Below are 24,969 nucleotides of genomic sequence, written 5' to 3'. Positions count from 1 at the left end.
AATATGAAAGTTGTATTATTAGCCGGAGGATTGGGCACCCGTTTATCTGAAGAAACAGTATTTAAGCCTAAACCTATGGTAGAAATAGGTAGTATGCCTGTACTTTGGCATATCATGAAGATTTATTCTACACATGGTTTTAACGACTTTGTTGTTTGCCTGGGATACAAAGGCTACCTCATTAAAGAATATTTTGCTAATTACTTTCTTCATAAATCTGATGTTACCATTGACTTGAGCGACAATTCAATTAGAGTACATGATTCCCAAGCGGAACCATGGAAAATTACCCTTGTAGATACCGGCAACGACTCTATGACCGGCGGACGGATAAAACGTATTCAGCGCTTCACCAATAACGAGCCATTCATGCTCACCTATGGTGATGGCGTAGGAGACGTTAATATTAAAGAACTGCTTGCCTTTCATAAAGCTGGTGGTAAATACTGTACGGTAACGTCGGTGCAGCCATCAGGAAGGTTCGGCGTGCTTGATATAAATGAAAAAAACGAAGTTTATTCGTTTTTTGAGAAGCCAAAAGGCAATGGCTCTTGGATTAATGGTGGTTACTTTGTTTGCGAACCTCAAGTTTTCAATTACATAAATGATGGCGACAGTACTATTTGGGAGAAAGCGCCAATGGAAGGTATTGCAGCCGAGGGGCAAATGGATGCTTACCGTCACCATGGGTTTTGGCGACCAATGGATACCTTAAAAGATAAGCACGATCTTAACGAAATGTGGGACAGCGGCAATGCGCCCTGGAAAATATGGTAGCGACAATAGATTATTTAAAGACTTATTACCAAGGAAAAAAAGTTTTGTTAACCGGACACACCGGATTTAAGGGTTCCTGGCTTTTAAAGATCTTATCTATGCTTGGCGCTGATGTTATGGGTTTTGCATTAGCTCCTGAATCTGGCGCTAATCTTTACGAGTTAATAGATGGGGATAAACTCTGCGAGTCGGTGATTGCAGACCTTCGCAATCGGGAGGCACTACATGCTGCAGTCAGCTCTTTCCAGCCAGACTATATTTTTCATCTGGCGGCGCAGTCGTTAGTTCGTTTATCCTATGAAATACCTTCTGAAACTTTTGAGGTAAATGCAATAGGTACTGCAAATTTATTAGATGCAGCTAAACAATTGAATAAACCCTGCAACTTAGTACTTATTACTACAGACAAGGTATACCAAAATAACGAATGGACCTATCCTTATCGAGAAAATGACCGGCTTGGCGGATATGATCCTTACAGCGCTAGTAAAGCTTGTACAGAACTTGTAATAGATTCATACCGGAATTCCTTTTTCAACTTATCTGGTTATGCTAACCATAAGAAAGCTCTTGCGGTTGCAAGGGCGGGGAATGTTATTGGCGGAGGCGATTGGAGTAAAGATAGATTAGTACCTGATATTGTTAAGGCACTATCAAGGCAAGATGCAGTGATAGTACGAAATCCACGATCGGTTAGGCCATGGCAACACGTTCTTGAACCTTTAGCAGGCTATCTACTTTTAGGTACACAGTTAGCTGCTAATCCACTTAAATTTAGTGGCGCCTTTAATTTTGGGCCTCACTTTACTGATTCTTTGCCGGTTATCGAAATGGTTAAAACGGCAATTAGCAAATGGGGGGCAGGATCTTTCGAAGTTCACGAGGATCCGGATCAGCCACATGAAGCTGCTTTATTAAAACTCGATATCAGTAAAGCGCTTATTGAGTTAGGCTGGCAACCAAAGTTTGATGCTGCACAAGCCGTGGCTTATACAATAGACTGGTATAAAAAATGGCTCGTAAATCCGCAATCAGCGGCGACATATACTGAAAAACAGATTATTGATTTTTTAGCATGAAGTATTACTTGCCGGAAGAAGACTTGCAGCAAATTTTGGCAAGAACCCGCAACCTTTGGCCCCTGGTTGCTGGAAAGAGTATTTTGTTAACGGGAGGTACAGGCTTTTTTGGTAAGTGGATAACTGGTGCTTTTATTTATATAAATAGAGAACTTCGCCTTAACGCTAAGCTTTATATATTAAGCAGGCAGCCGGACAAATTTCTATCAACATACCCGGAGTTTGAAGACGATGCTATAACCTTTATAAAAGGTGATGTTACCAATTTTGGATTTATATTTGAAAAACTTGACTTCATCATACATGCAGCAACAGATGCGAATACCGCAATTAACAACGACAATCCTGCTTTAATATTTGACACCATAGTAGAAGGGACCAGGCACATACTTGAGCTGGCAAAGGATAAGAAGGTTAAATCGGTATTACTGACCAGTAGTGGGGCAGTTTACGGCACTCAACCCGTTTCGGTAACTCATATAAGTGAAGATGATTTCTTTGCTCCCGATGTTTTAGCGAGTAATGCTGCTTATGGCGAAGGCAAAAGAGTAGCAGAAATGCTTTGTGCTATGTATTATCAACGATACGGAATAGAATGCAAAATCGCCCGCTGTTTTGCATTTGCAGGTCCTCACTTGCCGTTAAATGGACGTTATGCATTAGGTAATTTTATTTTCAACGCTATTAATAATCAAAAGATAACCATAGTTGGTGATGGCTCTCCATATCGTTCTTATCTTTACGCCGCCGATCTTGTAATTTGGTTGTTTACAGTATTATTAAACGGACGCCCAAACCAAGCCTATAACATAGGATCGGATGAGGAAATCAATATTCTTGATCTTGCGGGGAAGATAAATAATTTAGCCGAAAAGAAATTACAGGTAGACGTAAAACAGGTGGCGCGCAATCGGGATATGCCGTCAAGATATGTACCCTCTGTGGAGAAAGCAAAAAATGAATTGGGACTTAAGGTGTACACCGACCTTGATACCACAGTAAAGAAAACGTTAGAGTTTTACAGAACAACAACAACGAACACTATTGCTTAGCTAATGTTTTTACCTTGTTATGCAGCTTAGTTTTACAATGAGGTTACTGTTATTAGTTAACCGGATAACTAACAAATTAACAGATAATCATAACTGATGAAGGCATCTGATTTCATAGCTACTTTTTTAGAGAAAAAAGGTGTCACCCATGTTTTCGAACTTTCGGGAGGTATGATTACCCATTTGCTTGATTCTTTAAATCAAAAAACAGCAATAAACATTATCACCATGCACCACGAGCAGTCTGCCGCTTTTGCCGCTGATGCTTTTGGACGTGTTACTGGCATTCCGGGTGTGGCACTCGCAACTAGTGGCCCCGGTGCAACCAACCTTTTGACAGGAATTGGAAGTTGTTATTTTGATTCGACCCCAGCTATATTTATTACTGGACAAGTTAACCGGCATGAGCAAAAAGGTGAAAGGCCTGTACGCCAATTAGGGTTTCAGGAAACGGACATTATAGCAATGGCTAAGCCGGTTACTAAAGCCTGCTTCAAAATTGAAAGCGAACATGATTTGCCAAAGGTGCTGGAAGATGCGTTCCGAATAGCTACAGAAGGTCGCCCGGGTCCGGTGTTGATAGATGTACCGATGGACGTACAGCGCGCGCAAATAGAGCCGAGCCACGAAGTAGAGAGCAACTCAGAGCCAGTTATACTTCTACATGATCAAATGCAGAAGATGATAGTTGATATAGAGAAAGCTGAAAGGCCCCTTTTGCTTGTTGGCCGAGGTGTAAGAGCAGCCTTTGCTATAAGGGAGATGAATGCTTTTCTCGAAAAAACCGAAATACCGGTAGTTACCACTTTGCTTGCTGTTGATGCTATAGCTCATGATAACCTGTTAAGGTTTGGTTTTATAGGTAGTTACGGCAACCGTTGGGCAAACATAGCTTTTGGCGAATGCGATCTGCTTATAGTTGTTGGCAGCCGTTTAGACATCAGGCAAACAGGTGCAGATGTGAAGTTTTTTGAAAATCGTACCATTTACCATGTGGATTGCGAAGCCGGAGAAATAAACAATCGAGTAAAAGGCTGTATACCATTAGTTATGGATGCCAGGCAGTTCTTCATTGATTTTAACAACACCGCCCGAGATATCTCCTTTAAAAGGCCAGATATGTGGTTTGATTATGTAAACGGCTTAAAAGAGCAATGGCCTGATACCAAAGAGCTCGAGCCTAAGGGCATAAACCCTAACATTTTTATGCATAAACTTTCGCACAACTCAAGAGTGGCTAAATGTTATGTGGCAGATGTTGGGAGCCATCAAATGTGGGCAGCGCAATCAGTAGAATTATATGAAGACCAGCTTTTTTTAACCTCTGCAGGCATGGGGGCTATGGGGTATGCATTGCCGGCCGGCATCGGAGCAAGTTTTGCACTTGGTATTAAGCCGGTGATTGTAATCGCCGGCGATGGTTGTATGCAGATCAATATCCAGGAACTGCAAACCATAGTACGTAACAAGCTGCCGGTTAAAATTGTCATTATGAATAATAAAAACCTTGGAATGATACGCCAGTTTCAAGATAGCTACTTTGAATCTCGCTATCAATCAACTTACTGGGGTTACAGTGCACCAGATTTTCAAAAGGTTGCCGAAGCTTATGGTATAAGTTCTATGACAATAGTCGAACAAACCGAAATAGATGACGCGGTACGATGGATGTGGAATGAAGCCAATGCCGATAAACCTATATTACTGCAGGTAATGATTGATCCACATACAAATACCTATCCGAAGATTGCATTTGGCAAACCCATTACAGAAATGGAGCCTTTTGCCAAGCCGATAGAAATGGAAAGTACCTGATTCATATCAAATAGAAAAATGATTAAAAACATAACTACTCCTGAACTGGAACAGAGCCTCCGAGCAATAGCTAAAGCTAAAACCACTCAAGTTATTGTACCAGGGAAAAACTATATACCCGTTACAGGGAAAGTTATTGATGAAGACGACATCTTGCTTGGTGTTGATGCCGCATTAGACGGATGGCTTACCGCCGGCAGGTTTGCTAATGCTTTCGAAACAGATTTCGCCAGGTACTTTGGCGCATTTAAGGCATTACTGGTAAACTCAGGGTCGTCTGCAAATCTTGTCGCTTTTTACGCCCTTACGTCGCCAAAGCTTGGCGAGAGAGCGATTAAGCCGGGTGACGAAGTGATCACGGTTGCCGCTGGTTTTCCAACCACGGTAAACCCAATGATACAGTTTGGCGCTGTACCCGTTTTTGTGGATATAGATATAGCAACGCACAACATTTTATCATCTGCAATCGAAGCAGCTGTATCGCCAAAAACTAAGGCCATAATGATAGCGCACTCACTGGGTAATCCCTTCGATTTGGATGAAGTAATGCGGGTTGCTAAGAAATATAACCTGTGGGTGGTGGAAGATGATTGTGACAGCCTTGGCGCCACCTACCGCGGACAAAAGACCGGCACCTTTGGCGACATCTCTACTTTTTCATTCTACCCGGCACATCATATTACAATGGGCGAGGGCGGTGCGGTGATGATAAATAACCCGGTGCTGGCTAAAATTGCCGAAAGCTTCCGTGACTGGGGCCGCGATTGCTATTGTGAACCGGGAAAGGACAATACCTGCGGATGCCGTTTCTCACAGCAACTCGGCACCCTGCCTTACGGCTACGACCACAAGTACACCTACTCGCACATCGGCTTCAATCTTAAAGTTACCGATATGCAGGCGGCGTTTGGTGTGTCACAATTAAAGAAAATAGATCATTTTGTGCAGCGCAGGCGTGAAAACTACAAAGCACTATACGAGCGCATGAAGGAGCTGGAGGAAATCTTCATATTGCCGGAACCAACACCTAACAGCGACCCCTCGTGGTTTGGCTTTTTGCTGACCCTGCGGGAGGGTGATGCCGCGGACCGGCATATGCTGGTACAGCACCTGGAAGAAAAGATGATTGGAACCAGGCTGCTATTTGGTGGCAACCTGCTAAGACAGCCCGCCTATGCAAACATCAATCACCGGGTAGTAGGGGAGTTGACCAATACCGACATCATCATGAACCAATCGTTTTGGCTTGGGGTTTGGCCGGGCCTCAACGAAACTCATTATGATTACATTTTGGACGTTTTTAAGGACTACATTGCATAATGTTGTTATTTGTTGCAGCTTCAATTCAATATCTTGTACAGAAATAAAATGCAGTTTAAAAAAATGTGGTTTTTGAAGGTTTTGGACAATGTAATTATCTGATCAGGAATATGAATTTAACAGAGGTAAAACTCATCAATTTACCAAAGGTGCTGGATGAAAGGGGTAACTTGTCCTTTATGGAAGAAGGGGAACATGTACCTTTTGACATTAGGCGTACCTATTGGATATATGATGTGCCCGGTGGTGAACAAAGGGGCGGCCATAGCTATAAAACCAATCAGGAACTTATAGTAGCACTATCAGGCAGTTTTGATGTAATAGTGCAGGATGGCGCTGAAACAAAGGTGTTTACCCTGAACAGATCTTATTATGGGTTGTATATTCCTGCCGGCATCTGGCGGCATATGGAAAACTTCTCCACCAATTCGCTTGCCTTTGTAGTAGCTTCAACAGACTTTGATGAAGATGACTACGAGTGCGAGTTTGATGATTACGTAACCTTTAAAGCAGCTGCCCGATGAATACTGTTTACGATTGCTCATTATATGAACTGCCTCGTATTCAGAACCGTACCGGTAACATTACACCAGTGCATAATAACCTGGAGATACCCTTTGCCATAAAAAGGGTGTTCTATTTATATGATATCCCCGGTGGCGAATCTCGTGGCGCACATGCTCATAGAACCTGTCACCAGTTTCTTATAGCAGCCAGCGGCAGTTTTGAGATTTTTTTGGACGATAGTAAGACTAAGCGTATTGTGCAGCTTAATCGACCCTATATAGGCCTGCATATTCCACCAGGAATATGGGCGTCCGAAGTTAATTTTTCCTCGGGTTCAATCTGCCTCGTATTTGCCTCAAATAAGTACGATGAAGCCGATTACATCAGGGAATACCACGATTTTTTGGCGCTCCGCAATAGCAAAAATTTGATCCGCTGATGGTGCAGTTCTTAGATTTATTAAAGGTTAATCAGCCGCATGCTGATGAACTTAGAAAAGCCTTTGAGCGTGTATTAAATTCTGGCTGGTATATACTAGGCAACGAGGTAAAGAACTTCGAAAATGAATTTGCACATTACTGCGGTGTTCAACATTGCATAGGTGTGGCTAACGGCCTGGATGCGCTTACACTCATTTTCAGGGCTTATAAAGAACTCGGCTTAATGACCGATGGCGACGAGGTACTTGTCGCTTCAAACGCTTACATTGCCAGTATTTTAGCAATTTCTGCCAACAATCTTGTTCCTGTGCTGATAGAACCCAATATTGACACCTACAATATTGATCCTTTGCTTATTGAAGAGAAAATTACTTTAAAAACCAAAGCAATTCTACCGGTTCATCTTTACGGACAATTGTGTGATATGGCAGCCATAAACACCATCGCTCAAAAGCATGGGCTTAAGGTAGTTGAAGATTGCGCACAATCGCATGGCGCTCAGCTTAACAGCAAAAAATGTGGCAACCTTGGTGACGCTGCAGGCTTTAGCTTTTACCCAACCAAGAACCTTGGCACCTTAGGTGACGCCGGTGCAGTTACCACTAACGACAGCAAACTAGCCGAGACAATAAGAGCACTACTGAACTATGGTTCACACGTTAAGTACCAAAATGTGTACAAGGGGGTAAATAGTAGACTGGACGAGTTGCAAGCTGCCTTTCTATCTGTTAAGCTAAAGTACCTTGATGAAGAGACAGGCATCCGCAGAAAAATAGCAACTTACTACCTAAACGAAATTAAAAATCCCGAAATAATTCTTCCGGAAGTAACATCAGAAGAGTCGCATGTTTGGCATCTATTTGTCATTAGGTGTAAAAACAGGGACAATCTGCAGGCATTTTTACAAAAACACGGCATTCAAACAGTTGTACATTATCCCATTCCGCCGCACAAGCAACTTGCCTATCGAGAATGGAATAAGGTATGTTATCCAGTAAGTGAGAAGATCCATAATGAGGTATTGAGTTTACCTTTGATCGAGCTTTTCGATCACTTAACAGTGCAAAATTTAATTAGCCGTCTTAAAGCGTATAAGTATAAACAATAAATCATAACAAAAATCAACAATTAACATTCAGTCATTCAGGCACAAATAACCTCTTTTATTGTGAAATGGCCAGGTTAACTCTTTTTGTAAAAAATGATGGTATCTTTGGAACTTTTCAAGAATTAAATCTTTGGAAGATGAATAATAAAAGAACTTAATTTACGAGCTAATCCCGTGTCTACCACCAAAAGTAACTACGTATTCAATCTCTTATTAACTATTGTTAACTTAATTTTTCCTATAATAAGTTTTCCATACGCAGCTAGGATATTGGGACCCGTCGGAATCGGAAAAGTTCAGTTCATAACATCTTTCGCTCAATACTTTGCCTTGGTTGCTGCTTTGGGTATTCCAATATACGGCATTCGAGAGATTGCCAAAGTTCAAAATGACAGAGAAAGGTTAAACAGAACATTCTCTGAATTAACCTTAATTTATGTATTTACAAGCGTTATCATCAGCGTTGTGTATCTCGGAGTTATTTTAATAGTTGACAAATTTAGGGTAGATCAAAGCAGTTATATAGTATCTGCCGGTATAATACTCCTTGGTTTTTCATCTATAGATTGGTTTTACTCAGGCATCGAAAGATTTAAGGTTATAGCAGTTCGGTCTGTAATAATTAAGGCGATCTCATTATTGTTGTTATACTTATTTGTAAAAAAACCATCAGATGTTTTTACTTATCTGATCATCAACATTTTTGCTTTAGTTGGTAATAATCTAATAAGCATGTTACTGGTATGGAAGGATGTAACTTTCACAACCAAGGAGCTTAATTTTATAAGACACCTGAAGCCATTGTTTTTCATATTTAGCACGTCTCTAGCATCAAGTATGTACACACTTCTAGATGTTGTTATATTGGGTTTTTTGTCGGATGAACGCGCTGTAGGCTTTTATTCTGCAGGAGTGAAGCTTGCTAAGATCACCATACCATTTGTTACTTCACTTGGGGTTGTAGCAATGCCTAAAATCAGCTTTAGCTTGAAAGAAGGTGATATGAGTAATTTTTACAATTTATTGGACAAATCATTTAGGTTTATAGCTTTTATTTCAATTCCAATTGCCTTTGGGCTATTCCTTCTTTCACATGAAGCTGTGGTTATCTTTTCGGGAGACAAGTTTTTACAGGCTACCGGGGTCATGAGAATACTTTCAATTATGCCTATTATTATCGGATTTGGCTACTTTTTCGGTATCCAAATACTCATTTCATCAGCCAAAGACAAACAGATGCTGATTTCAGTTACAGTAGGAATGATTGTTAGCGTAGTAATGAACTTTTTACTCATTCCATTTCTAAATGAGATAGGAGCCGCAATTGCAAACATTGTTTCTGAAGTGTTCGTAACTTTAACCTATATGTACTTTGTAAAAAAATACTTCAATTTTAAAGTACCTTATAAATCACTTTGGCAGGCCTTGCTTTCCTCAATTATTTTTGTACCGATAACCATAATGTCTCGTTACCTTATTGGTAATATGATTTTTCATACTGTTATTGCAGTAGTCACATGTGCAATATCTTATGCAGTTATCCAACAGGTTTTTTTTAAAAACGAGTTATCTGTTTGGGTGTATGAAGCACTTATTAAAAAGTTTAAGAGTATAAAACAATGATAGCAGGTTGCACGGTGATTTATAATCCTGAATGGGAGGTGATAGGTAATTTAAAAAGTTATGCTGCTACATTGTCTGTATTGTATGTAGTTGACAATAGCGATATCAAAAATCACAATGTTCTATCGGCCATTAAGGCGATCCCACAGGTAATATACATCGATAATGGAGGCAACAAGGGTATAGCTAACGCTTTAAATGTTGCCTGTAACTTAGCTTTGAAAGCTGGCTATCACTGGATATTGACGATGGATCAGGATACAAGCTTCATGAATACTGCTTTTTTTCACACGGTTGAAAACCTCAATGATGATACAATAGCTATCTGTTCTGCCTCCTATACTGGTAGTTACGATCGTTGGACTAAAAACTTTGATAAAAATTTTGACGAAATTCATTTTGTGGTAACCTCAGGAAATCTACTTAATCTCAATGTGTGGGTAGCGCTAAAAGGATTTGAAGAGAAGCTGTTTATTGATGAGGTTGATCATGACTTTTGCGCAAAGGCTAGAGTTGCTGGCTTCAAGATTCTTACAAGTAAACAAATTTATTTACAGCATAACTTGGGAGTGCCTTTAACTACCCATGGAAGTAATGTCGTTACGGGGCATTCGCCGTTAAGATATTATTATATTACAAGAAATACCCTTTACATAACATTCAAATACTTTTTCAGTGACTTTGCGCTTGTATCAAACAGGATTAAGCATTTGTTCAAAAGTGTGGTAAGAATTATCCTCTATTATCCTGACAAAAAGAATTACGCTAAATTTATAATTAAAGGAGTTTACGATTTTTTAACAGGTCATTATGGTAAACTTGAAATAAATTATACTAAATGAAAAAAGGAGCTTTTACAATTGTAGCAAAAAATTATTTTGGCCTTGCCGAAGTATTAGGATCGGCAATAAAAAAAGTTAACCCGGAGGTTGACTTTCATATTTTCATTGCAGATGAAGTTGATGATGATAAGGCACTTGGGGCAATAAAGCAAAGCAAATTCTTTTATCATGTTGCCAAGGAAACACTGGATTACGCCGAAGACTTGTGGTTTGATACCGCCTTTAAATATAACATAACTGAGTTTTGCACGTTCCTAAAGCCACATTGCGCTGAGTACCTGTTTGGCAAAGATTACGACAAAGTGATTTACTTTGATCCAGACATTTACGTGTTTTCTGCCCTAGACCCAATATTTAGAGAACTGGATGATTCCTTTGTTGTGGTAACTCCGCATATTACCACGCTTGAAATTAACTATACAGGTAACGCGTCGCAAAATGACCTTTTAGCCACTGGTATATACAACTTGGGTTTTGTTGCTTTTAGAAAATGTGATCAGAGTAGCCAACTTTTAAGTTGGTGGAAAAGCAGGCTGCAGGACATGTGCTTTGTAGACAGGGCCGATGCTTTATTTACAGACCAGAAATGGATGGATTTTATTTTCTCGTTTTTTGACAGCGGCATACACGTGTCAAGAGATCTGGGCAGAAATTTAGCACCTTGGAATTTTCATGAGCGCAAGATCAAAAGTGTTGATGGCGCGTTTTGGGTAACAAACCGTGTAACCGGGAAAGAAGATTTTGCACTTATATTCGTGCATTATTCCGGCGTAAACTATCGCAACTTTAAAGATAGTAATCTAAATCTGCCAGATCTCAATTTAGAGAATTATCCTGATTTGCTGCCTATATTTAGCATATACGAACAGGAAGTTACTAAGGGCCGAATAGCCGATTTTCTGAACTTAAGTTATAGCTATAATTATTTTGATAATGGGATAGAAATTCTTCATCTGCAAAGGCGTTTATACAGGCGGGCATTAGCAAATAATGTTACATACGGGAATCCGTTTAAATCGGCTCCTCAAGCGTCTTTTTATCAAAGGCTGAAAAAACAGAAACTAGTAGACTCGTCTTTTGTTAAAAACGAACTGGATAAAATGAGGAAGGACACCTACGGTGATTATTATAAAAAGGTAAGCTATATAAATAAATTTTTCTTCATTGTTAACCGTTTGCTTGGGTTCAAAAAATACTACATACTTGCTAAGTTTTTTATCAAATATTTCAGGCCCGAAAACCAGTATTTTTTGCTTGATAAAAGCGACGTAAGTAAGACCCTGTAAACGTCATGATAGAAATTGCTGTTGATGGACGGCCCCTGCAGGGGCCGCTGAGTGGAGTAGGTAAATACGTGTGGCAAGTCATAGTGAACATTTTAAAGGTTACTTCAAATGTTACTTCTATTATATATACTAACCGCCTACTTTTATTTCCCATTACAGAGTCTAGGGTTAAAGTGTATATAGATAGTCGTTATCAAAACATGAAACCCTTAATTTGGAGGAAATTTTTCCTAAGCCGGATCATAAAAAAGAATCCACCGGCTTTTACATTTTTCGGCGGAACCTTTACCACTTTTAAAAAGTTACCTGGTAAAAGTATTGTTATAGCGTTGATAATAAAGCGTATAATGCAAAGAGATTAACATCACTGCCCGTGAACTTATTTATATGCTCATGACTCCTTATACTTATAAAGAACGACTTATTAAAATGCTTGCTCTGCAATTTAGATGATTTGGATTTTAGAATCCTAAGAAATCCCATTTATTAAACTTGTATTACAATAAACAAATTTCCTGTTATGATGGTCGGTTTATACCAAATTGCTAATAAAGAATGTTACATCATCCTTAAGATTCAGTAAACTAATGATTTTCGCTGTTGATGGGGTTCGATTATCTAGAAAGCCCTCTGGTGTTACATACATCGCTGTATCATTGATTAAGCAACTTGCTGCCGAGCGGCCAGACTGGATTATATATGTTATATTAAGATCTGAAATTCATCCGTTATTAAACGGTGTGTTTAATGAGCATAACATTGAGTTTGTCAAAAGGCCTTTGCCTTTATTTAACAACATTGGTTTGCTATGGTCTTTAATCAAGCTTAACAGAGTTGTTGCGCAATTAAAACCAGATTATTATTTATCACCAAGTACATATCTTTACCCTTTTTTTAACAGAAATCAAATTAAGCAAATTACATTTGTGCATGACATGGTTTTTAAAAAATGGCCAGATACCATGTCGATCGCCAATCGGATATTGACAAACTTACTTTTTAAATATAGTATAAGACGTGCGGATCTGATTTGGTGCAATTCACATTACACCGCCGATGAGCTTAAAAACTATTATCCTGATATAGCATCAAACAAAAAAATTTTTATAGGTGCTGGATTAAACGTTGATTTTAAGGAAGCCTTAGCTCAACGTTTTCAAATTTCTTCACAAGTATCTTCTACAAAAAAGCCGTATTTATTTTTTGTAGGAACCTTGGAGCCTAGAAAAAATATTGAGTTGTTATTAGATATATTTAAACACGTAGCCGAACGATACGATCTGATTATAGTAGGAGGAAGTGGTTGGGGAAATACATCTGATGCAATTTCAACTAAGTTAAATAGTTCCGGCTACCCAAAAGATCAAGTGAAGATTTTACCGAAGGTTGATTTACAAGACTTGATAGGATTGTACAGTAACGCCTATTGTTATCTTACTACATCTTTTAACGAGGGCTTGGGTCTGCCGCTGCTTGAAGCGATGAGTTGTGGCTGCCCGGTTATTGCAGCTCATAATTCGGCAATGATAGAAGTAGTTGAAGGTGCTGGCATTACGGTTAAGTCATGGCTGATTGATGATTGGCTCTCCGCTTTAAAAGATATAGAAGATAACAGAGAAGCCTTGGTAATTGCCGGTTACGAACGATTGGAAGCTTTTCAGTGGAAAATAGTAGTTCAAGAATTTATAGCTTTTATAAGTCAACCTTAACAATGCTTTTAACTGTTTCGATAGGTTTCTCTCTTAGTATATTTTCTTTAGGAAGTTATTTTATTTGGTTTGATAAGCGAAATATTTTCAATCATTTAAGTTTAGGGCTGTGCCTGGTTGCCTACATTATCCCGGCTTTTGTGGTAGATTTTACAGACTACACCAGTAAAGATATTATTGAGCTTTACTCCTTGATTAATTTAATCGGTTCTATAACATACTTAGCTGGTTTGTTTCTAGGGTATAAGTGGAAACAATTGCCTGTGCTTAACACTATACTTCAGTTTAATTTCATAGCCAAACTCGCCAAAGATGAACATAAAGTATCGCAAATCTCAAAACTTTGCTCGCGTATTTACTTGATATCTTTGATCGGTATTTGTACAAGTTTTTTGCTGATGGGTTTCGTTCCGATATTTGCCGCAGACCCTTATATGGCTAAATTTTTTAAAGGTGAATACCAAGCTCCATATTCCAGAGTCGCATTTTTGTATCGCACTTGCAGGCAGCTTCTCGAATTTTTGATGCCATTAAAGGTATTAGATCTTTATTATAGTTTTAACTTAAAAAGTCTAGCTCTGGTTGCCTGCGGAGTGATACTTATTGCGGTAAGTTTGAACAGAACGCCAATATTTAGCGGCATTTTGGTAGCGGTATCTATAATCGTTGCTCTTAGAAAAACTAATAGTGCATTTTGGGTATTTTTGTTTTTTGTACTTTGCTCTTATATTCTCGGCAGCAGCATCTATTATATCCTTGGGCTTTTATATCCCGATACTATCTTTGGCTTGGCGGCTCACGACGTTAACTTCTTCCAAGCTATTGCCTACGGCGCACCCGATATTACCGATCAGCTTCAGTTCTTAAATGCATTTGTAACTGCAGGAAACAAATACACCTACGGACTTACATACGTTGGCGGACTAATACCGTTTAACTTTCCCTGGAACCCATCTGTTTATACACTACTTGTTTTAAATGATACGAACGATATAACACAAATAGCGTCAGGGGGGCTTAGACTGCCGCCATCAGTCTGGGGCTATGTAAGTTTTAGTTGGTTTGGGGTTATCATGTTGCCTTTTACTTCAGGCTTTTTATTAGGCTATGTGGTAAAAAAGTTTAAGAGAATAGCAAACCTCTTACAAGGAAATTCATTAGGTTATTTTACATTTTTCCTAATACAATTTGCGTTTAATAATATTGCTGGCTTTTTCGTCAACTTCTACTTAATCAGTATTTACTCATTACCCGCTATAATAATATATTACTTATTTATAAAGGTCGGAAAGAAAAGGGTGCAAAAACGTGCCGTTGATTCGACTCCCATGATGCCATAATCTTAATATTTTCACTAATGGATACTAAAGTAGTATGTAATGTACGATGCATGATCACAGCCCTGACCGGTATACAACGTTACACACAGGAAGTACTTTCCGGTTTTCCGCCGGACATGATAGAAGAGGTAGCACCGTCACCTGATATTGCACGCGGTTTCAAAGGCCATATGTGGGAGCAGCTTTACTTGCCCGGCTTGTTAAAAGGACGCCTGCTATTTAGCCCAAGCATTACAGGGCCATTAGCTGTTAAAAACCAGGTGGTTGTTATACATGATGTTGTTCCGTTGCAACATCCCGAGTGGATAAACAAATACTTCGCTAAATGGTATCAGCAGCTTTTACCACGACTTGGTAAACAGGTAAAACATATTATTGCAATCTCCGATTTTACCAAGCAAACGATACTGGAACACATAGATATACCAGAAAGTAAAATATCAGTTGTTTATAATGGCGTAAACCATGACTTTTTAACAGGTGAAAGCGCGCCGCTCAGTATCCCGTTTAATAGATACGTGTTGTCGCTCGGATCTTTAGAACCCCGTAAAAATTTACCTCTCTTGTTAAAAGCTTGGAAAAACATATTACATAAAATACCAGAAGATGTTGGTTTAGTTGTTGTTGGGAAAAAAGGAAGCCCTTTGGTGTTTTCCTCTAATAATATTGACGAGATTCCAGAACGTGTATACTTTACTGGGCACGTTAGCGATGAACATATACCATGGCTTTATACTAACGCTATGTTTTTTGCCTACCTGTCTTTTTATGAGGGTTTTGGATTACCTCCGTTAGAAGCTATGGCAACTGGGTGTCCGGTATTAGCTGGCAACAAGACAGCCATACCAGAAGTGATCTCAGATGCTGGTTTATTAGTTGACCCCTATAGTTTAGCAGAGATAGAGGCGGGCATGCTAAAATATTTTGAAGATGATGAAGCCAGAAAAAAAATGGGTGAAAAAGGTAAAGAAAGGGCGAAGTTTTTCAACTGGAAAAAAACGTCAGCTCAAACATGGGATATAATAGACCAGTTTAGAAACTAATAATTTTGCGCATGACAAAACAAGTAAAAACGGCTTTACTTATTCCTACTTACAATGCTGGTGCGTTGTGGAGTGAAGTGTTGAAAAGCGTAATGGCGCAAACATTAACACCAGAGCGCAAAGTAATTGTAGACTCCGGCTCGTCAGATAATACCGTTAGGTTGGCTGCTGAATACGGATTTGAGGTGATTACCATCCCTAAAGCTGAATTTAATCATGGTGCTACAAGGCAGTTATTAGTTGATAGAGTAGAAGGTGTTGACGTATGTGTATTTCTTACGCAGGACGCTATTTTGGCTGACCCAATGAGCCTTCGAAATATAGTTAATATATTTGAAACCGACGATCAGGTAGGTATTGCCTACGGCAGGCAATTACCGCACAAAGGGTCTAAAACGCTTGAGACGCACGCTCGCTTATACAACTATCCTCCTGTATCTGAAGTACTTTCTATAAAGGATAAAGAAAAATTGGGCTTCAGGATATTTTTCTGTTCAAATTCTTTTTCAGCTTACAGACGGTCTGCATTGATGAGCGTTAGTGGGTTTCCATCTGACTCTATAATGGGAGAGGACGCAATTGTAGCCGCTAAATTGCTGCAGGCAGGTCAAAAAAAAGCTTATGTTGCCAATGCTACTGTGCGTCACTCCCATACTTATACATTAGGGCAGGAATTCCGTCGCTACTTTGATACGAGAGTTTTTCACGAACAAAACATATGGCTCTTAAACGATTTTGGAAAAGCCGGAGGGGAAGGTTTAAAATTTGTAAAGTCCGAGATCGGTTATGTAATGAAACATGATAAGTTGAGCATTTTTAAGTCAATTGCTTCGGTATTTGCTAAATGGATGGGGTATAACAGCGGCAGGTTTTACAAAAGGTTGCCGGTAAGTGTCGTAACAAAACTGTCCATGCACGGTTTTTATTGGAAATAACTATGGTAGCCGAAATTACAAACACCAAAATACTTGTAATAGGTGATCTTATGCTTGATCACTACATATACGGAACCTGCAACCGCATTTCTCCGGAAGCACCGGTCCCTGTTGTAGAAATTTCCAGGGAATCGTTTACACTTGGCGGTGCAGGCAATGTGGTAAAGAACCTTGTAGCTCTCAATTGTCTGCCCACTATCATAGGCATAGTAGGAGATGATGACAAAGCAGATATAGTACTTAACGAACTTTCTGCATTTGGAATATCTTTAAATGGGATAGTTAAAGACTCTGACCGTTGCACTATAGTAAAATCACGTGTGTTGGTAGCTAATCACCAGCTAATCCGGTTAGATCGCGAGGTAACTATACCAGTAGCTCCTGAAAAAGGGCAGCAAATTTTAAGCAAACTTCAACAAATTGTAAAGGAGTACGACATTGTTTTAATATCTGATTACAACAAAGGGCTTTTAACTCCGACCTTGTTAGAAGGTGTAATTGATATATGTCGCCAGCAAGGAGTAATGACCCTGGTAGATCCTAAGGGGTTAGAATTTTCTAAATACAAAGGAGTAAATATTATCAAGCCAAACCGCAAAGAGGCTGTTATAGCATCTGGTATAAACATTACTGATAATGATACGCTATTAGCGGCTTGTGCTAAAATACAGGAAATTACAGCATGTGAAAGTGTAGTTGTAACGCTGTCAGAAGATGGTATAGCTATCTTCAATAACAATAAACTTGAGATTATATCTACCCGGGCTCTTGACGTTGTTGATGTAACCGGTGCTGGCGACACTGTTCTGGCAGCATTGGGAGTTGCGCTGGCATCCGGCGAAAGTATTTACGAAGCCTGTAAGTTCGCAAATCAAGCTGCTGCGATAGTTGTAAGTAAAGTAGGTAGCGCTACCGCCACTTTAAACGAGATACACCAAAAAATTGCCGATGAACGTTTTGACAGATAGTAAACCTGTTATAATAGTAACAGGGGCCGCTGGCTTCATTGGGTCGTGCATGGTTCAATTCCTAAATAATTTAGGGCTCGATAACCTGGTGCTGGTTGATGAATTTACATCAGATGGTAAAAAGCCCAATTGGGAAAGCAAAAAGTTTGTTGAACAGGTAGAACGATGTAATTTGTTTGATTGGCTGGGGGCATTTACCGGCGATATCAGCGCCATTATACATCTTGGTGCGCGCACCGACACCACAGAGTTTGATTACAGTGTACACCAAAAGTTAAATGTTGAATATTCAAAGGCGGTTTGGAATTATTGTGCAGAAAAAAGTATTCCGCTTATATATGCATCTTCAGCAGCAACTTACGGTGCAGGCGAATTTGGATATGATGATGATCACAAAATTGTAAGCCACCTTGAGCCCTTAAACCCCTATGGAGTAAGCAAAAATGAGTTTGACAAATGGGCGCTTGCACAAACATTTACCCCATCTGCATGGGCAGGGTTGAAGTTTTTCAATGTTTACGGGCCTAACGAATATCATAAAGGCCGTATGGCAAGCGTTATTTGGCATTCTTATAATCAGATAAAACAAAGCGGGGTAGTTAAACTTTTTAGGAGTCATCGTAAGGAGTTTGAAGATGGTCAGCAACTTCGCGACTTTATATATGTGAAAGACTTACTAAAAGTGATGTACTGGATGCTGAAAATGATGACCATTGGTAAATGGACATTGGCTGAAAGTGGCTTGTACAATTTAGGCACAGGTAAGGCCAGGAGCTTTTATGACTTGGTAACTGCGACTTATAACGCACTGGATACAGAGCCTATTATTGTTTTCATAAATATGCCAGAGGATATACGTGAGAAATATCAATATTTTACTGAGGCAAATATGCAAAAATTACAAGCTGCAGGTTATACTGATAAGTTTTACACGCTTGAAGAAGGAATTTACGATTACGTAAAAAATTATTTAGCTGAAGAAGTTTATTACTAAGATGACAGAAAAAATTGACAGTGTTTTTCAAGATCATATAGAGGTTGCTCAAGCAACACTAGCACAGTTAAAAGGCACCATTGAGAAAGTATGCCAAGTAGTAATTGATTGTAGCAAAAGAGGTAATAAGGTACTACTTTTTGGAAACGGCGGCAGTGCTGCAGACGCTCAACACATAGCCGCAGAATTCGTTGGCCGCTTTGTTAAAGAACGCCGGTCGCTGCCCGCAATAGCATTAACAACTGATACATCTGCAATCACCGCCATAGCCAATGATTATGGCTATGAAAGGGTGTTTGAGCGGCAGGTTGCAGGCCTTGCGGTAAAAGGCGATGTAATTATTGGCTTATCTTCCAGCGGCAATAGCCTCAGCGTCATAAACGGTTTAATTAAAGGTCGTGAATTGGGCTGCAAAACTATCGGGCTTTCCGGACAAAGAGGTGGTAATATGAACCAGCACTGCGACTTGAATATTGTAATCCCGTCTAACACTACCGCCAGAATTCAGGAAATGCATATTCTTATTGGTCATATAATTTGTGAAACAATCGATGATGTTTTCTAAAATAAATGTATTATTCCGCAAGGTTGTAAGCTGTTAAGTTGGCATTGTTTTAGATCAACGCTTTTAGTACTTATCAACTATTAATATATTTTGGTGATAAATTCGTAAATAAAAGCTAATTTTGAAGAACATATTTCTACTGTTTACCCTATGAATACACGCTACTCTAAACACCTTCCGGGGCTTGTTTTCCTGAGCGATCTGTTACTTTTGAATATTGCACTTTACACTTCTCATTTTGTAAAGTTTAATAATCTTGTTTTTAGCAATACATCAATCACCTTTATTTTATTGGTAAACATTGCCTGGGTTGTTGTATCGGCACTTTCTAAAAGCTTTTACGTTTTTAGACCGTTATGGTTACGTGATAACATCAACAAATTCTTACTAACGCTTATCTATCATCTCCTTTGCGTTTTTGGTATAATTTACTTTTTTAAAATATTTAACATTTCCCGTACTGAGGTAATGCTTAGCTACACATTGTTCTTTTTGTTTGTAGTTGTACAACGTTCGGTGCTGTTCTTTTTTCTAGACTATATCCGTAAAAATGGATACAATCATAGACAGATAGTAATTATAGGTGATAATAATATTGCCGACCGTTTGATGAAATCTTTTTCTCAGCATCCTGAATATGGATATGACCTTGCAGATTATATCTCTGAGGAGCAAATATCAGGAATGGAAGAGCCTCAGCTTATACAACACCTATTAAGTAAAAGTCCCAGTGAGATATTTGTATGTTACAAAGAAATGAACACCGACTTGCTAAACAGGCTGGTGAGAATTGGCAATACTCATTTCATAAAAATTAAGGTTGTATCAGACCTGATGCTTGGCAATAACTACGCTCAGTTGATAAGTTATGATGATGTACCGGTGTTACAACTGAACTCCCACCCGGAAATAGGACTTAAAATAAGATTTTTAAAGAGGAGTTTCGACATTGGATTTTCGTTGGTAGTCATGGTTTTAGGTGCTCCAATATTTTTCATGCTGTACGTTATTACAAAGCTATCTTCAAAAGGACCTGCATTTTTCAGACAAGAGCGTGTAGGGCAAAACGAAAAGCCTTTTTACATCTACAAATTCCGTAGCATGAAGGTAAACGCGGAGCTTGCCGGCCCACAGTTGTCCAAGGATAACGACCCTCGAATCACTAAATGGGGACGTATTATGCGCAAGACCAGGTTAGACGAGTTACCGCAATTCTGGAACGTTTTAAAAGGAGATATGTCTGTAGTAGGGCCACGTCCAGAACGTCAATACTTTATTGAGCAGATAGTAGAAAAAACGCCTAGCTACAAAAAATTGCTGCGGGTAAAACCAGGTTTAACATCTATTGGCCAGGTGCATTATGGTTATGCGGAAAACGTTGATCAAATGTGCGACAGGGTGCGGTATGATATGTTGTACCTGCAGAACATGAGCCTTAACTCCGACCTTAACATTATCCTTAAAACTGTTAAGGTGATGGTACAGGGAAAAGGTAAATAATTGTGCCTGTATTTTCAGACCAGCTGAACAGGGCGGTATACACACTGGATTTTCCACAACAAATAATATCTATAGTTCCGTCACAAACGGAACTTTTGTTTTATCTGGGGCTTGGCGAACGTGTGGTTGGTATAACTAATTACTGTATCCACCCGTCACCAGATGTAAGAACAGTTACTAAAATTGGTGGCACTAAGAAGCTGGATATGCAAGCCATACACAGCCTAAAGCCCGACCTCATCATTGCTAACAAAGAAGAGAATGAACGTAGCCAGGTAGAAGCGCTAATGAAGCATTATCCGGTTTGGGTAAGCGACATAGCTGACCTTAATGATGCTTTAGAAATGATTAACGGGGTGGGGCAGATTACTGGAAGCTTTATAGCAGCAAACCACCTTGTTAATAACATAGCGCTAGCTTTTAACGGCATACATCAACTTATGTCATCAAAAAGTGCTGCGTACTTTATCTGGCGTAAACCTTACATGGTGGCTGGTAAGGGAACCTTCATTGATCAGATGATGGGGTACTGTGGGCTTATAAATGTTTTTGATGTTGGCCGATATCCAATTGTAACAGCAACGGACCTCATAGCGGCGGCACCCAAAGTTATTCTGCTTTCCACGGAGCCATATCCATTTGTCGAAAAACATCTGGAAGAGTTTAAGCGAATGGTGCCTAATGCCGATATAATTTTGGTGGATGGTGAGATGTTCTCTTGGTATGGTAGCAGGTTACTACTTGCACCAAAATACTTCAACAGCCTTATTTTCGGCTTACAGCCGTAATTTATTAGCATTGTTAAGCTTCAGGAGTTATAAAATAAAAAGGCCTTTACAGTTGTAAAGGCCTTTTGTGCGGAAGAAGGGAAAAATTGCTTCCCATTTTAGTGCCGCTATTTCAATAAAATTATATATGCATGTAGGGTTCCAAAAAGCCATATTTTTTAGCATTTAACTGGTTAGTGCCTCATTTTTGCTAAGTGCCGATAGGCTTTTTTAGTGCCGCTTATATCTCGTAATCTTTAGCTACAAACACCTTAAATGTTTTGCCTTTAGGATATTCGATATTCTTACCTTTCTTAAGCAAGAAAAAAGGTGTAAGTAGTACGGCCTCGGTAACAGCTGCACCGGTGGTAGTTTTTCCAGTTTCTTTAATGTCGTGATCAGTAAGCTTGACTATGCGGCCATCTTCTAGGGTAAGATAGTCTATAGTAAAAGTCAATGATCCAGGCTTACCCATGCCCCGGGCTTTAGCACATTCAGTTATTTTTCCAAATACTTTCAAGCCCTTATTCAAAATAACTCGATCACCTACGATCAACGGTTCAGAAGTTTCAAATTCCAGCATATCCCCGCTGTTATTCGTTTTGCTTGACACAGCGTTTAGCAGTGAAACGGTGATCATTGAACCTTCTGAAAGGGTTTTCTTGTTTGATGTAGAGGTGTTTACAGCCTCAGGGCCTTGTGCGAATACGGCACAAGATGCCAGCACCGCGAACGCGGCCAGTAGCAACTTTTTCATGTGATTGGTTTGTTTGGTTGGTTAATGTTTACTCAATAATTCAATAATTTTTTCCTTGTCTTTTATAGTGTTTTTTAGAATGTCGATATTCTCTTTAAGAACTTCCATCTGCAACTTATAAGCTATAGCAGTTTCTGAAAAAGAGGTGCCATTACTAGTCTCCTCATTCAACCTTTTAGGGAAGAGGATAGCAACTGGCACATCTAGTACCTCTACCAACCTGACAAGGTCATTGTATTTAATTGAACCATTTACAAGTGCAAGGCGTAAGCCATCAACTGTACGGTTCATCTCATTAGCTAGCCACGAAAGTGATCTTTTTTGGTCTGATAGCACTCTATCAACCGCATCTTTTAAAATCATTACTAAAATTATTCTGCCTGAATAACAGCCAATTACAAAATAAATAGGTGGTATTAACATAAAATATTTGGTATTAATTACCTAATATTTTAGTATTGCATCATAATATTTTAATAAAACTATTAAAAATTTTATAAACGGGTGCTAAAAAACTAGAGAAAGGCAGTAGCCAATTAGGGCGGGTAGAGGTGTAGATCATGTGTGATAAAGTTGTATGCCCGGTTAGAGCTAAATAGCTGCTGTTAGTTTAAGCGTTAAGTGTCATTATAGTATCACAACAAATGAGAATAAGAAGGATGAACAGCAATAAAAAATATCGCATTAACGAGGCGCTGGATAAGCTGCCAATTAAGAAGCATAAGCAGGCCCTGCATATTCTGCCGGCTCTGCTAGGCGTGAGCCAGGCCACGCTAAATAACTACCGGGCAATGGAGGTAGGAGATAAGCAGGATATCCCGCACACGGCCGTGTTAAAGCTCGAACGCTTTTTCGATTTGCAAGCCGGCGAACTGCGAAATTTTGATGTAGATGTAGTGCCGATTAGCAAGCGCCCGGATGAACCGGACGATGTTGCCGGCGACTTTAGCCTAAGCAAATAACCTTAAAACCTATAACCATGACAAATTACACTATTGAGCAAGCTGAACAGCTTAAAGGAAAAGAACTGCTAGATGCCGAAAAGAAGATCGTAGAGCTATTTGGCAACGATAGCAATTATGAAATATACCTGGACCTTAATGGTCATATAGCTGCAAGGTCGCTAAAGGGTGCTAACCTAAGCAGGTAGCCAGGCCATGAACGCCAATATAGCCGCCGCCGTTGCTGAATACCACGTGCTAAAAGATCAGCTCGCAGTTTTATCCCAGGGCCTTGCTGATCATTATGTAACCGATGATGATATCGAGGTGGTACCGGTAGAAGAAATAGAGCTTAAAAGGGCTTTGTTACGCATGTATCTGATAGAAGATAGCATGAAAAAGCTCGAAAAAACCATAGCTCACGATCTCCAATTTGTAAGCCTAACCAATTTTTAACTTATAAAATTTTTGAGAAAATGGACTTTAAAACAGAACCTGGTACGCTTTCCCGCAAACGGGAGTTGATCCAAAAGCGGGAGGCCCTGGAAGCGCAAATTTCGGTAACGGTTGATCCGGCAGCACAGGCGCTGCTACGTAAGGATTACCGCGAAGTAATTAATGAGCTTGATAGCTTTTACGATGATATCCCGGAGGGCCAGCATAATGGATAAATACCCATCTACAGCAGAGCTTCGCCCGGAGATCGTAAAAGCTATTAAAGAATACGGTACCGGCACCTTTTTTTCACCTGATGGCCGCTTCCGTTTGGTAATTGAGTACGGCGAGGCATTCGGTATGTACTTAGTTGATTTTTATTACCTGTACATCTGGATGCATTACAGCTTTTCGATACCTGATAGCGAAGTAAGGGAGGTTGCAGCATGAAATACGGAATTGACATGCACTGGCATGTTTCTATAACAGTTGATGCCGAAACACCTGAACACGCGCTTGAACTAGCCGCTAAAATTTACCCAAACCATACGGCAGATTACATGTACCCGGAAAAAGGTACGTGCATAAGCGTGTACAGTTGTAACGGGTGTGGTGCCCACATTTTAGAGGGAAAAATAGCCGGGATTGATCCCGAAACCGGCGACAGTTACTGTAGCGATTGCGCAGAGGCAATGAAAGAGGCAGACAGGCAGGAAAGGGGGGAGCAATGAGCCAGTACATCAAATTTAATTTCAACTATAACAATAAGCTCATTTGCCCGAGCTACACCACCATCCGTTTGCGGGATGATGCACGGTACAAAGTAGGGGAGAGCTACGATATCTACTTTCAGCTTCGGGATGGCATTAACGAAAACTACCTGGGCAAAGCCATTATCCGCGATATAAGGCATTTTAAGTTGAACGAGCTTAACGTGTTTATGAGCCATATAGATATGGGCTTGCACCCTATTGATGGCAAAAAAGAGCTGTTAACGATGTACGAAGATCAGGTTTCCAATTGGGCCAGCCAGGAGCTTAGTTACATCCTGTTAGAGAACCAGGAGGCCGGCATCCGGTCAGTGATCCCCGACCGCATACGCCTTAAAAATCCATCTGTCAACCTGTTTAACACTGTGCCTTTCGGGTACGAAATAGCCAAATAAA

General features: G+C 39.7%; 29 protein-coding genes. 27 read left to right on the top strand and 2 right to left on the bottom strand.

Annotated elements, in window-relative coordinates; genetic code table 11:
- The first annotated feature begins 3 nt into the window (after window positions 1-3).
- From rfbF to DYU05_RS04090, 20 genes are all read left to right on the top strand, one after another.
- Window positions 4-777, top strand: a complete 774-nt coding sequence (gene rfbF / locus DYU05_RS04190) for a glucose-1-phosphate cytidylyltransferase (RefSeq protein ID WP_117381718.1) — start codon at window positions 4-6, stop codon at window positions 775-777.
- Window positions 771-1,856 carry a CDP-glucose 4,6-dehydratase gene (rfbG, locus tag DYU05_RS04185; RefSeq protein ID WP_117381717.1) on the top strand — a complete coding sequence of 362 codons (1,086 nt, stop codon included), beginning with the start codon at window positions 771-773 and terminating at the stop codon, window positions 1,854-1,856. Before rfbF ends, rfbG begins: the two co-directional genes overlap by 7 nt.
- Window positions 1,853-2,908: an NAD-dependent epimerase/dehydratase family protein gene (locus DYU05_RS04180; protein ID WP_117381716.1), complete on the top strand. Its 1,056-nt coding sequence runs from the start codon at window positions 1,853-1,855 to the stop codon at window positions 2,906-2,908. The genes rfbG and DYU05_RS04180 overlap by 4 nt, the downstream gene beginning before the upstream one ends.
- Before the next feature lie 96 nt (window positions 2,909-3,004).
- Window positions 3,005-4,723 (top strand): thiamine pyrophosphate-binding protein, encoded by a 1,719-nt coding sequence (locus DYU05_RS04175; protein WP_117381715.1) that lies wholly within the window; start codon window positions 3,005-3,007, stop codon window positions 4,721-4,723.
- Window positions 4,724-4,741: 18 nt separating this feature from the next.
- Complete coding sequence (gene rfbH, locus DYU05_RS04170) at window positions 4,742-6,043, top strand: lipopolysaccharide biosynthesis protein RfbH (protein ID WP_117381714.1); 1,302 nt, start codon at window positions 4,742-4,744, stop codon at window positions 6,041-6,043.
- 110 nt (window positions 6,044-6,153) lie between these two features.
- Entirely contained in the window at window positions 6,154-6,567 is a 414-nt protein-coding gene (locus tag DYU05_RS04165) for a sugar 3,4-ketoisomerase (protein ID WP_117381713.1), read from the top strand.
- Window positions 6,564-6,989 (top strand): sugar 3,4-ketoisomerase, encoded by a 426-nt coding sequence (locus DYU05_RS04160; protein WP_117381712.1) that lies wholly within the window; start codon window positions 6,564-6,566, stop codon window positions 6,987-6,989. Before DYU05_RS04165 ends, DYU05_RS04160 begins: the two co-directional genes overlap by 4 nt.
- Window positions 6,989-8,098, top strand: coding sequence for a DegT/DnrJ/EryC1/StrS family aminotransferase (locus tag DYU05_RS04155; RefSeq protein WP_117381711.1), 1,110 nt, complete (start codon window positions 6,989-6,991; stop codon window positions 8,096-8,098). The genes DYU05_RS04160 and DYU05_RS04155 overlap by 1 nt, the downstream gene beginning before the upstream one ends.
- A gap of 174 nt (window positions 8,099-8,272) precedes the next feature.
- The gene (locus DYU05_RS04150; RefSeq protein WP_165851991.1) at window positions 8,273-9,721 is read left to right on the top strand and encodes a flippase; all 1,449 of its coding nucleotides are present in this window, start codon (window positions 8,273-8,275) and stop codon (window positions 9,719-9,721) included.
- The gene (locus DYU05_RS04145) at window positions 9,718-10,563 is read left to right on the top strand and encodes a glycosyltransferase (protein WP_117381709.1); all 846 of its coding nucleotides are present in this window, start codon (window positions 9,718-9,720) and stop codon (window positions 10,561-10,563) included. The genes DYU05_RS04150 and DYU05_RS04145 overlap by 4 nt, the downstream gene beginning before the upstream one ends.
- Window positions 10,560-11,849: a glycosyltransferase gene (locus tag DYU05_RS04140; protein WP_117381708.1), complete on the top strand. Its 1,290-nt coding sequence runs from the start codon at window positions 10,560-10,562 to the stop codon at window positions 11,847-11,849. The genes DYU05_RS04145 and DYU05_RS04140 overlap by 4 nt, the downstream gene beginning before the upstream one ends.
- 587 nt (window positions 11,850-12,436) lie before the next feature.
- Window positions 12,437-13,558: a glycosyltransferase family 4 protein gene (locus DYU05_RS04130; RefSeq protein ID WP_117381706.1), complete on the top strand. Its 1,122-nt coding sequence runs from the start codon at window positions 12,437-12,439 to the stop codon at window positions 13,556-13,558.
- A 2-nt stretch (window positions 13,559-13,560) separates the two neighbouring features.
- Complete coding sequence (locus DYU05_RS04125; RefSeq protein ID WP_117381705.1) at window positions 13,561-14,898, top strand: hypothetical protein; 1,338 nt, start codon at window positions 13,561-13,563, stop codon at window positions 14,896-14,898.
- 116 nt (window positions 14,899-15,014) lie between these two features.
- On the top strand, window positions 15,015-15,941 hold the full coding sequence (locus tag DYU05_RS04120; RefSeq protein ID WP_205771783.1) for a glycosyltransferase family 4 protein: 927 nt from the start codon (window positions 15,015-15,017) through the stop codon (window positions 15,939-15,941).
- Between the two features lie 11 nt (window positions 15,942-15,952).
- Window positions 15,953-16,876: a glycosyltransferase gene (locus DYU05_RS04115; RefSeq protein ID WP_117381703.1), complete on the top strand. Its 924-nt coding sequence runs from the start codon at window positions 15,953-15,955 to the stop codon at window positions 16,874-16,876.
- 2 nt (window positions 16,877-16,878) lie between these two features.
- Window positions 16,879-17,844 (top strand): D-glycero-beta-D-manno-heptose-7-phosphate kinase, encoded by a 966-nt coding sequence (gene rfaE1 / locus DYU05_RS04110; RefSeq protein ID WP_117381702.1) that lies wholly within the window; start codon window positions 16,879-16,881, stop codon window positions 17,842-17,844.
- Window positions 17,825-18,838, top strand: coding sequence for an ADP-glyceromanno-heptose 6-epimerase (rfaD, locus tag DYU05_RS04105; RefSeq protein WP_117381701.1), 1,014 nt, complete (start codon window positions 17,825-17,827; stop codon window positions 18,836-18,838). The genes rfaE1 and rfaD overlap by 20 nt, the downstream gene beginning before the upstream one ends.
- 1 nt (window position 18,839) lies before the next feature.
- Window positions 18,840-19,403: a D-sedoheptulose 7-phosphate isomerase gene (locus DYU05_RS04100; RefSeq protein WP_117381700.1), complete on the top strand. Its 564-nt coding sequence runs from the start codon at window positions 18,840-18,842 to the stop codon at window positions 19,401-19,403.
- Window positions 19,404-19,553: 150 nt separating this feature from the next.
- Complete coding sequence (locus DYU05_RS04095) at window positions 19,554-20,903, top strand: sugar transferase (RefSeq protein ID WP_117381699.1); 1,350 nt, start codon at window positions 19,554-19,556, stop codon at window positions 20,901-20,903.
- Window positions 20,904-20,905: 2 nt separating this feature from the next.
- Window positions 20,906-21,691 (top strand): helical backbone metal receptor, encoded by a 786-nt coding sequence (locus DYU05_RS04090; RefSeq protein ID WP_117381698.1) that lies wholly within the window; start codon window positions 20,906-20,908, stop codon window positions 21,689-21,691.
- 220 nt (window positions 21,692-21,911) lie between these two features.
- On the opposite strand, the gene DYU05_RS04085 is transcribed toward DYU05_RS04090, so the two are convergent.
- Together DYU05_RS04085 and DYU05_RS04080 are read right to left on the bottom strand one after the other, a co-directional pair.
- A complete protein-coding gene (locus DYU05_RS04085; protein ID WP_117381697.1) occupies window positions 21,912-22,427 on the bottom strand; it encodes a hypothetical protein in 516 nt (171 codons plus the stop codon).
- Window positions 22,428-22,448: 21 nt separating this feature from the next.
- Entirely contained in the window at window positions 22,449-22,850 is a 402-nt protein-coding gene (locus DYU05_RS04080; RefSeq protein ID WP_133300159.1) for a hypothetical protein, read from the bottom strand.
- Between the two features lie 221 nt (window positions 22,851-23,071).
- Here DYU05_RS04080 and DYU05_RS04075 point away from each other — a divergent pair, with 221 nt between their 5' ends.
- From DYU05_RS04075 to DYU05_RS04050, 7 genes are read left to right on the top strand one after another with little or no spacing between them, the layout of a single operon-like run.
- Window positions 23,072-23,389 carry a hypothetical protein gene (locus DYU05_RS04075; RefSeq protein ID WP_133300158.1) on the top strand — a complete coding sequence of 106 codons (318 nt, stop codon included), beginning with the start codon at window positions 23,072-23,074 and terminating at the stop codon, window positions 23,387-23,389.
- Between the two features lie 17 nt (window positions 23,390-23,406).
- On the top strand, window positions 23,407-23,577 hold the full coding sequence (locus tag DYU05_RS21010; RefSeq protein WP_165851990.1) for a hypothetical protein: 171 nt from the start codon (window positions 23,407-23,409) through the stop codon (window positions 23,575-23,577).
- A 7-nt stretch (window positions 23,578-23,584) separates the two neighbouring features.
- Window positions 23,585-23,824, top strand: coding sequence for a hypothetical protein (locus DYU05_RS04070; protein ID WP_117381694.1), 240 nt, complete (start codon window positions 23,585-23,587; stop codon window positions 23,822-23,824).
- A 20-nt stretch (window positions 23,825-23,844) separates the two neighbouring features.
- Complete coding sequence (locus tag DYU05_RS04065; protein WP_117381693.1) at window positions 23,845-24,039, top strand: hypothetical protein; 195 nt, start codon at window positions 23,845-23,847, stop codon at window positions 24,037-24,039.
- Complete coding sequence (locus DYU05_RS04060) at window positions 24,032-24,253, top strand: hypothetical protein (protein WP_117381692.1); 222 nt, start codon at window positions 24,032-24,034, stop codon at window positions 24,251-24,253. Before DYU05_RS04065 ends, DYU05_RS04060 begins: the two co-directional genes overlap by 8 nt.
- Window positions 24,250-24,534: a hypothetical protein gene (locus tag DYU05_RS04055; protein ID WP_117381691.1), complete on the top strand. Its 285-nt coding sequence runs from the start codon at window positions 24,250-24,252 to the stop codon at window positions 24,532-24,534. Before DYU05_RS04060 ends, DYU05_RS04055 begins: the two co-directional genes overlap by 4 nt.
- Window positions 24,531-24,968, top strand: coding sequence for a hypothetical protein (locus tag DYU05_RS04050; RefSeq protein WP_133300157.1), 438 nt, complete (start codon window positions 24,531-24,533; stop codon window positions 24,966-24,968). The genes DYU05_RS04055 and DYU05_RS04050 overlap by 4 nt, the downstream gene beginning before the upstream one ends.
- Window position 24,969 lies beyond the last annotated feature (1 nt).

This window comes from Mucilaginibacter terrenus, assembly GCF_003432065.1.
GTDB classification, from domain to species: Bacteria; Bacteroidota; Bacteroidia; order Sphingobacteriales; family Sphingobacteriaceae; genus Mucilaginibacter; species Mucilaginibacter terrenus.
The sequence above is the reverse complement of the archived record's forward strand: the minus strand, read 5'-3'. Positions and strand labels throughout refer to the sequence as shown.

Excerpts from the sequence above, each read along its gene's own strand:
- rfbF (WP_117381718.1), top strand. The coding sequence starts at position 4 with ATGAAAGTTGTATTATTAGCCGGAGGATTGGGCACCCGTTTATCTGAA.
- rfbG (WP_117381717.1), top strand. The coding sequence starts at position 771 with ATGGTAGCGACAATAGATTATTTAAAGACTTATTACCAAGGAAAAAAA.
- DYU05_RS04180 (WP_117381716.1), top strand. The coding sequence starts at position 1,853 with ATGAAGTATTACTTGCCGGAAGAAGACTTGCAGCAAATTTTGGCAAGA.
- DYU05_RS04175 (WP_117381715.1), top strand. The coding sequence starts at position 3,005 with ATGAAGGCATCTGATTTCATAGCTACTTTTTTAGAGAAAAAAGGTGTC.
- rfbH (WP_117381714.1), top strand. The coding sequence starts at position 4,742 with ATGATTAAAAACATAACTACTCCTGAACTGGAACAGAGCCTCCGAGCA.
- DYU05_RS04165 (WP_117381713.1), top strand. The coding sequence starts at position 6,154 with ATGAATTTAACAGAGGTAAAACTCATCAATTTACCAAAGGTGCTGGAT.
- DYU05_RS04160 (WP_117381712.1), top strand. The coding sequence starts at position 6,564 with ATGAATACTGTTTACGATTGCTCATTATATGAACTGCCTCGTATTCAG.
- DYU05_RS04155 (WP_117381711.1), top strand. The coding sequence starts at position 6,989 with ATGGTGCAGTTCTTAGATTTATTAAAGGTTAATCAGCCGCATGCTGAT.
- DYU05_RS04145 (WP_117381709.1), top strand. The coding sequence starts at position 9,718 with ATGATAGCAGGTTGCACGGTGATTTATAATCCTGAATGGGAGGTGATA.
- DYU05_RS04140 (WP_117381708.1), top strand. The coding sequence starts at position 10,560 with ATGAAAAAAGGAGCTTTTACAATTGTAGCAAAAAATTATTTTGGCCTT.
- DYU05_RS04130 (WP_117381706.1), top strand. The coding sequence starts at position 12,437 with ATGATTTTCGCTGTTGATGGGGTTCGATTATCTAGAAAGCCCTCTGGT.
- DYU05_RS04125 (WP_117381705.1), top strand. The coding sequence starts at position 13,561 with ATGCTTTTAACTGTTTCGATAGGTTTCTCTCTTAGTATATTTTCTTTA.
- DYU05_RS04120 (WP_205771783.1), top strand. The coding sequence starts at position 15,015 with ATGATAGAAGAGGTAGCACCGTCACCTGATATTGCACGCGGTTTCAAA.
- DYU05_RS04115 (WP_117381703.1), top strand. The coding sequence starts at position 15,953 with ATGACAAAACAAGTAAAAACGGCTTTACTTATTCCTACTTACAATGCT.
- rfaE1 (WP_117381702.1), top strand. The coding sequence starts at position 16,879 with ATGGTAGCCGAAATTACAAACACCAAAATACTTGTAATAGGTGATCTT.
- rfaD (WP_117381701.1), top strand. The coding sequence starts at position 17,825 with ATGAACGTTTTGACAGATAGTAAACCTGTTATAATAGTAACAGGGGCC.
- DYU05_RS04100 (WP_117381700.1), top strand. The coding sequence starts at position 18,840 with ATGACAGAAAAAATTGACAGTGTTTTTCAAGATCATATAGAGGTTGCT.
- DYU05_RS04095 (WP_117381699.1), top strand. The coding sequence starts at position 19,554 with ATGAATACACGCTACTCTAAACACCTTCCGGGGCTTGTTTTCCTGAGC.
- DYU05_RS04085 (WP_117381697.1), bottom strand. The coding sequence starts at position 22,427 with ATGAAAAAGTTGCTACTGGCCGCGTTCGCGGTGCTGGCATCTTGTGCC.
- DYU05_RS04080 (WP_133300159.1), bottom strand. The coding sequence starts at position 22,850 with ATGTTAATACCACCTATTTATTTTGTAATTGGCTGTTATTCAGGCAGA.
- DYU05_RS04075 (WP_133300158.1), top strand. The coding sequence starts at position 23,072 with ATGAGAATAAGAAGGATGAACAGCAATAAAAAATATCGCATTAACGAG.
- DYU05_RS21010 (WP_165851990.1), top strand. The coding sequence starts at position 23,407 with ATGACAAATTACACTATTGAGCAAGCTGAACAGCTTAAAGGAAAAGAA.
- DYU05_RS04070 (WP_117381694.1), top strand. The coding sequence starts at position 23,585 with ATGAACGCCAATATAGCCGCCGCCGTTGCTGAATACCACGTGCTAAAA.
- DYU05_RS04065 (WP_117381693.1), top strand. The coding sequence starts at position 23,845 with ATGGACTTTAAAACAGAACCTGGTACGCTTTCCCGCAAACGGGAGTTG.
- DYU05_RS04060 (WP_117381692.1), top strand. The coding sequence starts at position 24,032 with ATGGATAAATACCCATCTACAGCAGAGCTTCGCCCGGAGATCGTAAAA.
- DYU05_RS04055 (WP_117381691.1), top strand. The coding sequence starts at position 24,250 with ATGAAATACGGAATTGACATGCACTGGCATGTTTCTATAACAGTTGAT.
- DYU05_RS04050 (WP_133300157.1), top strand. The coding sequence starts at position 24,531 with ATGAGCCAGTACATCAAATTTAATTTCAACTATAACAATAAGCTCATT.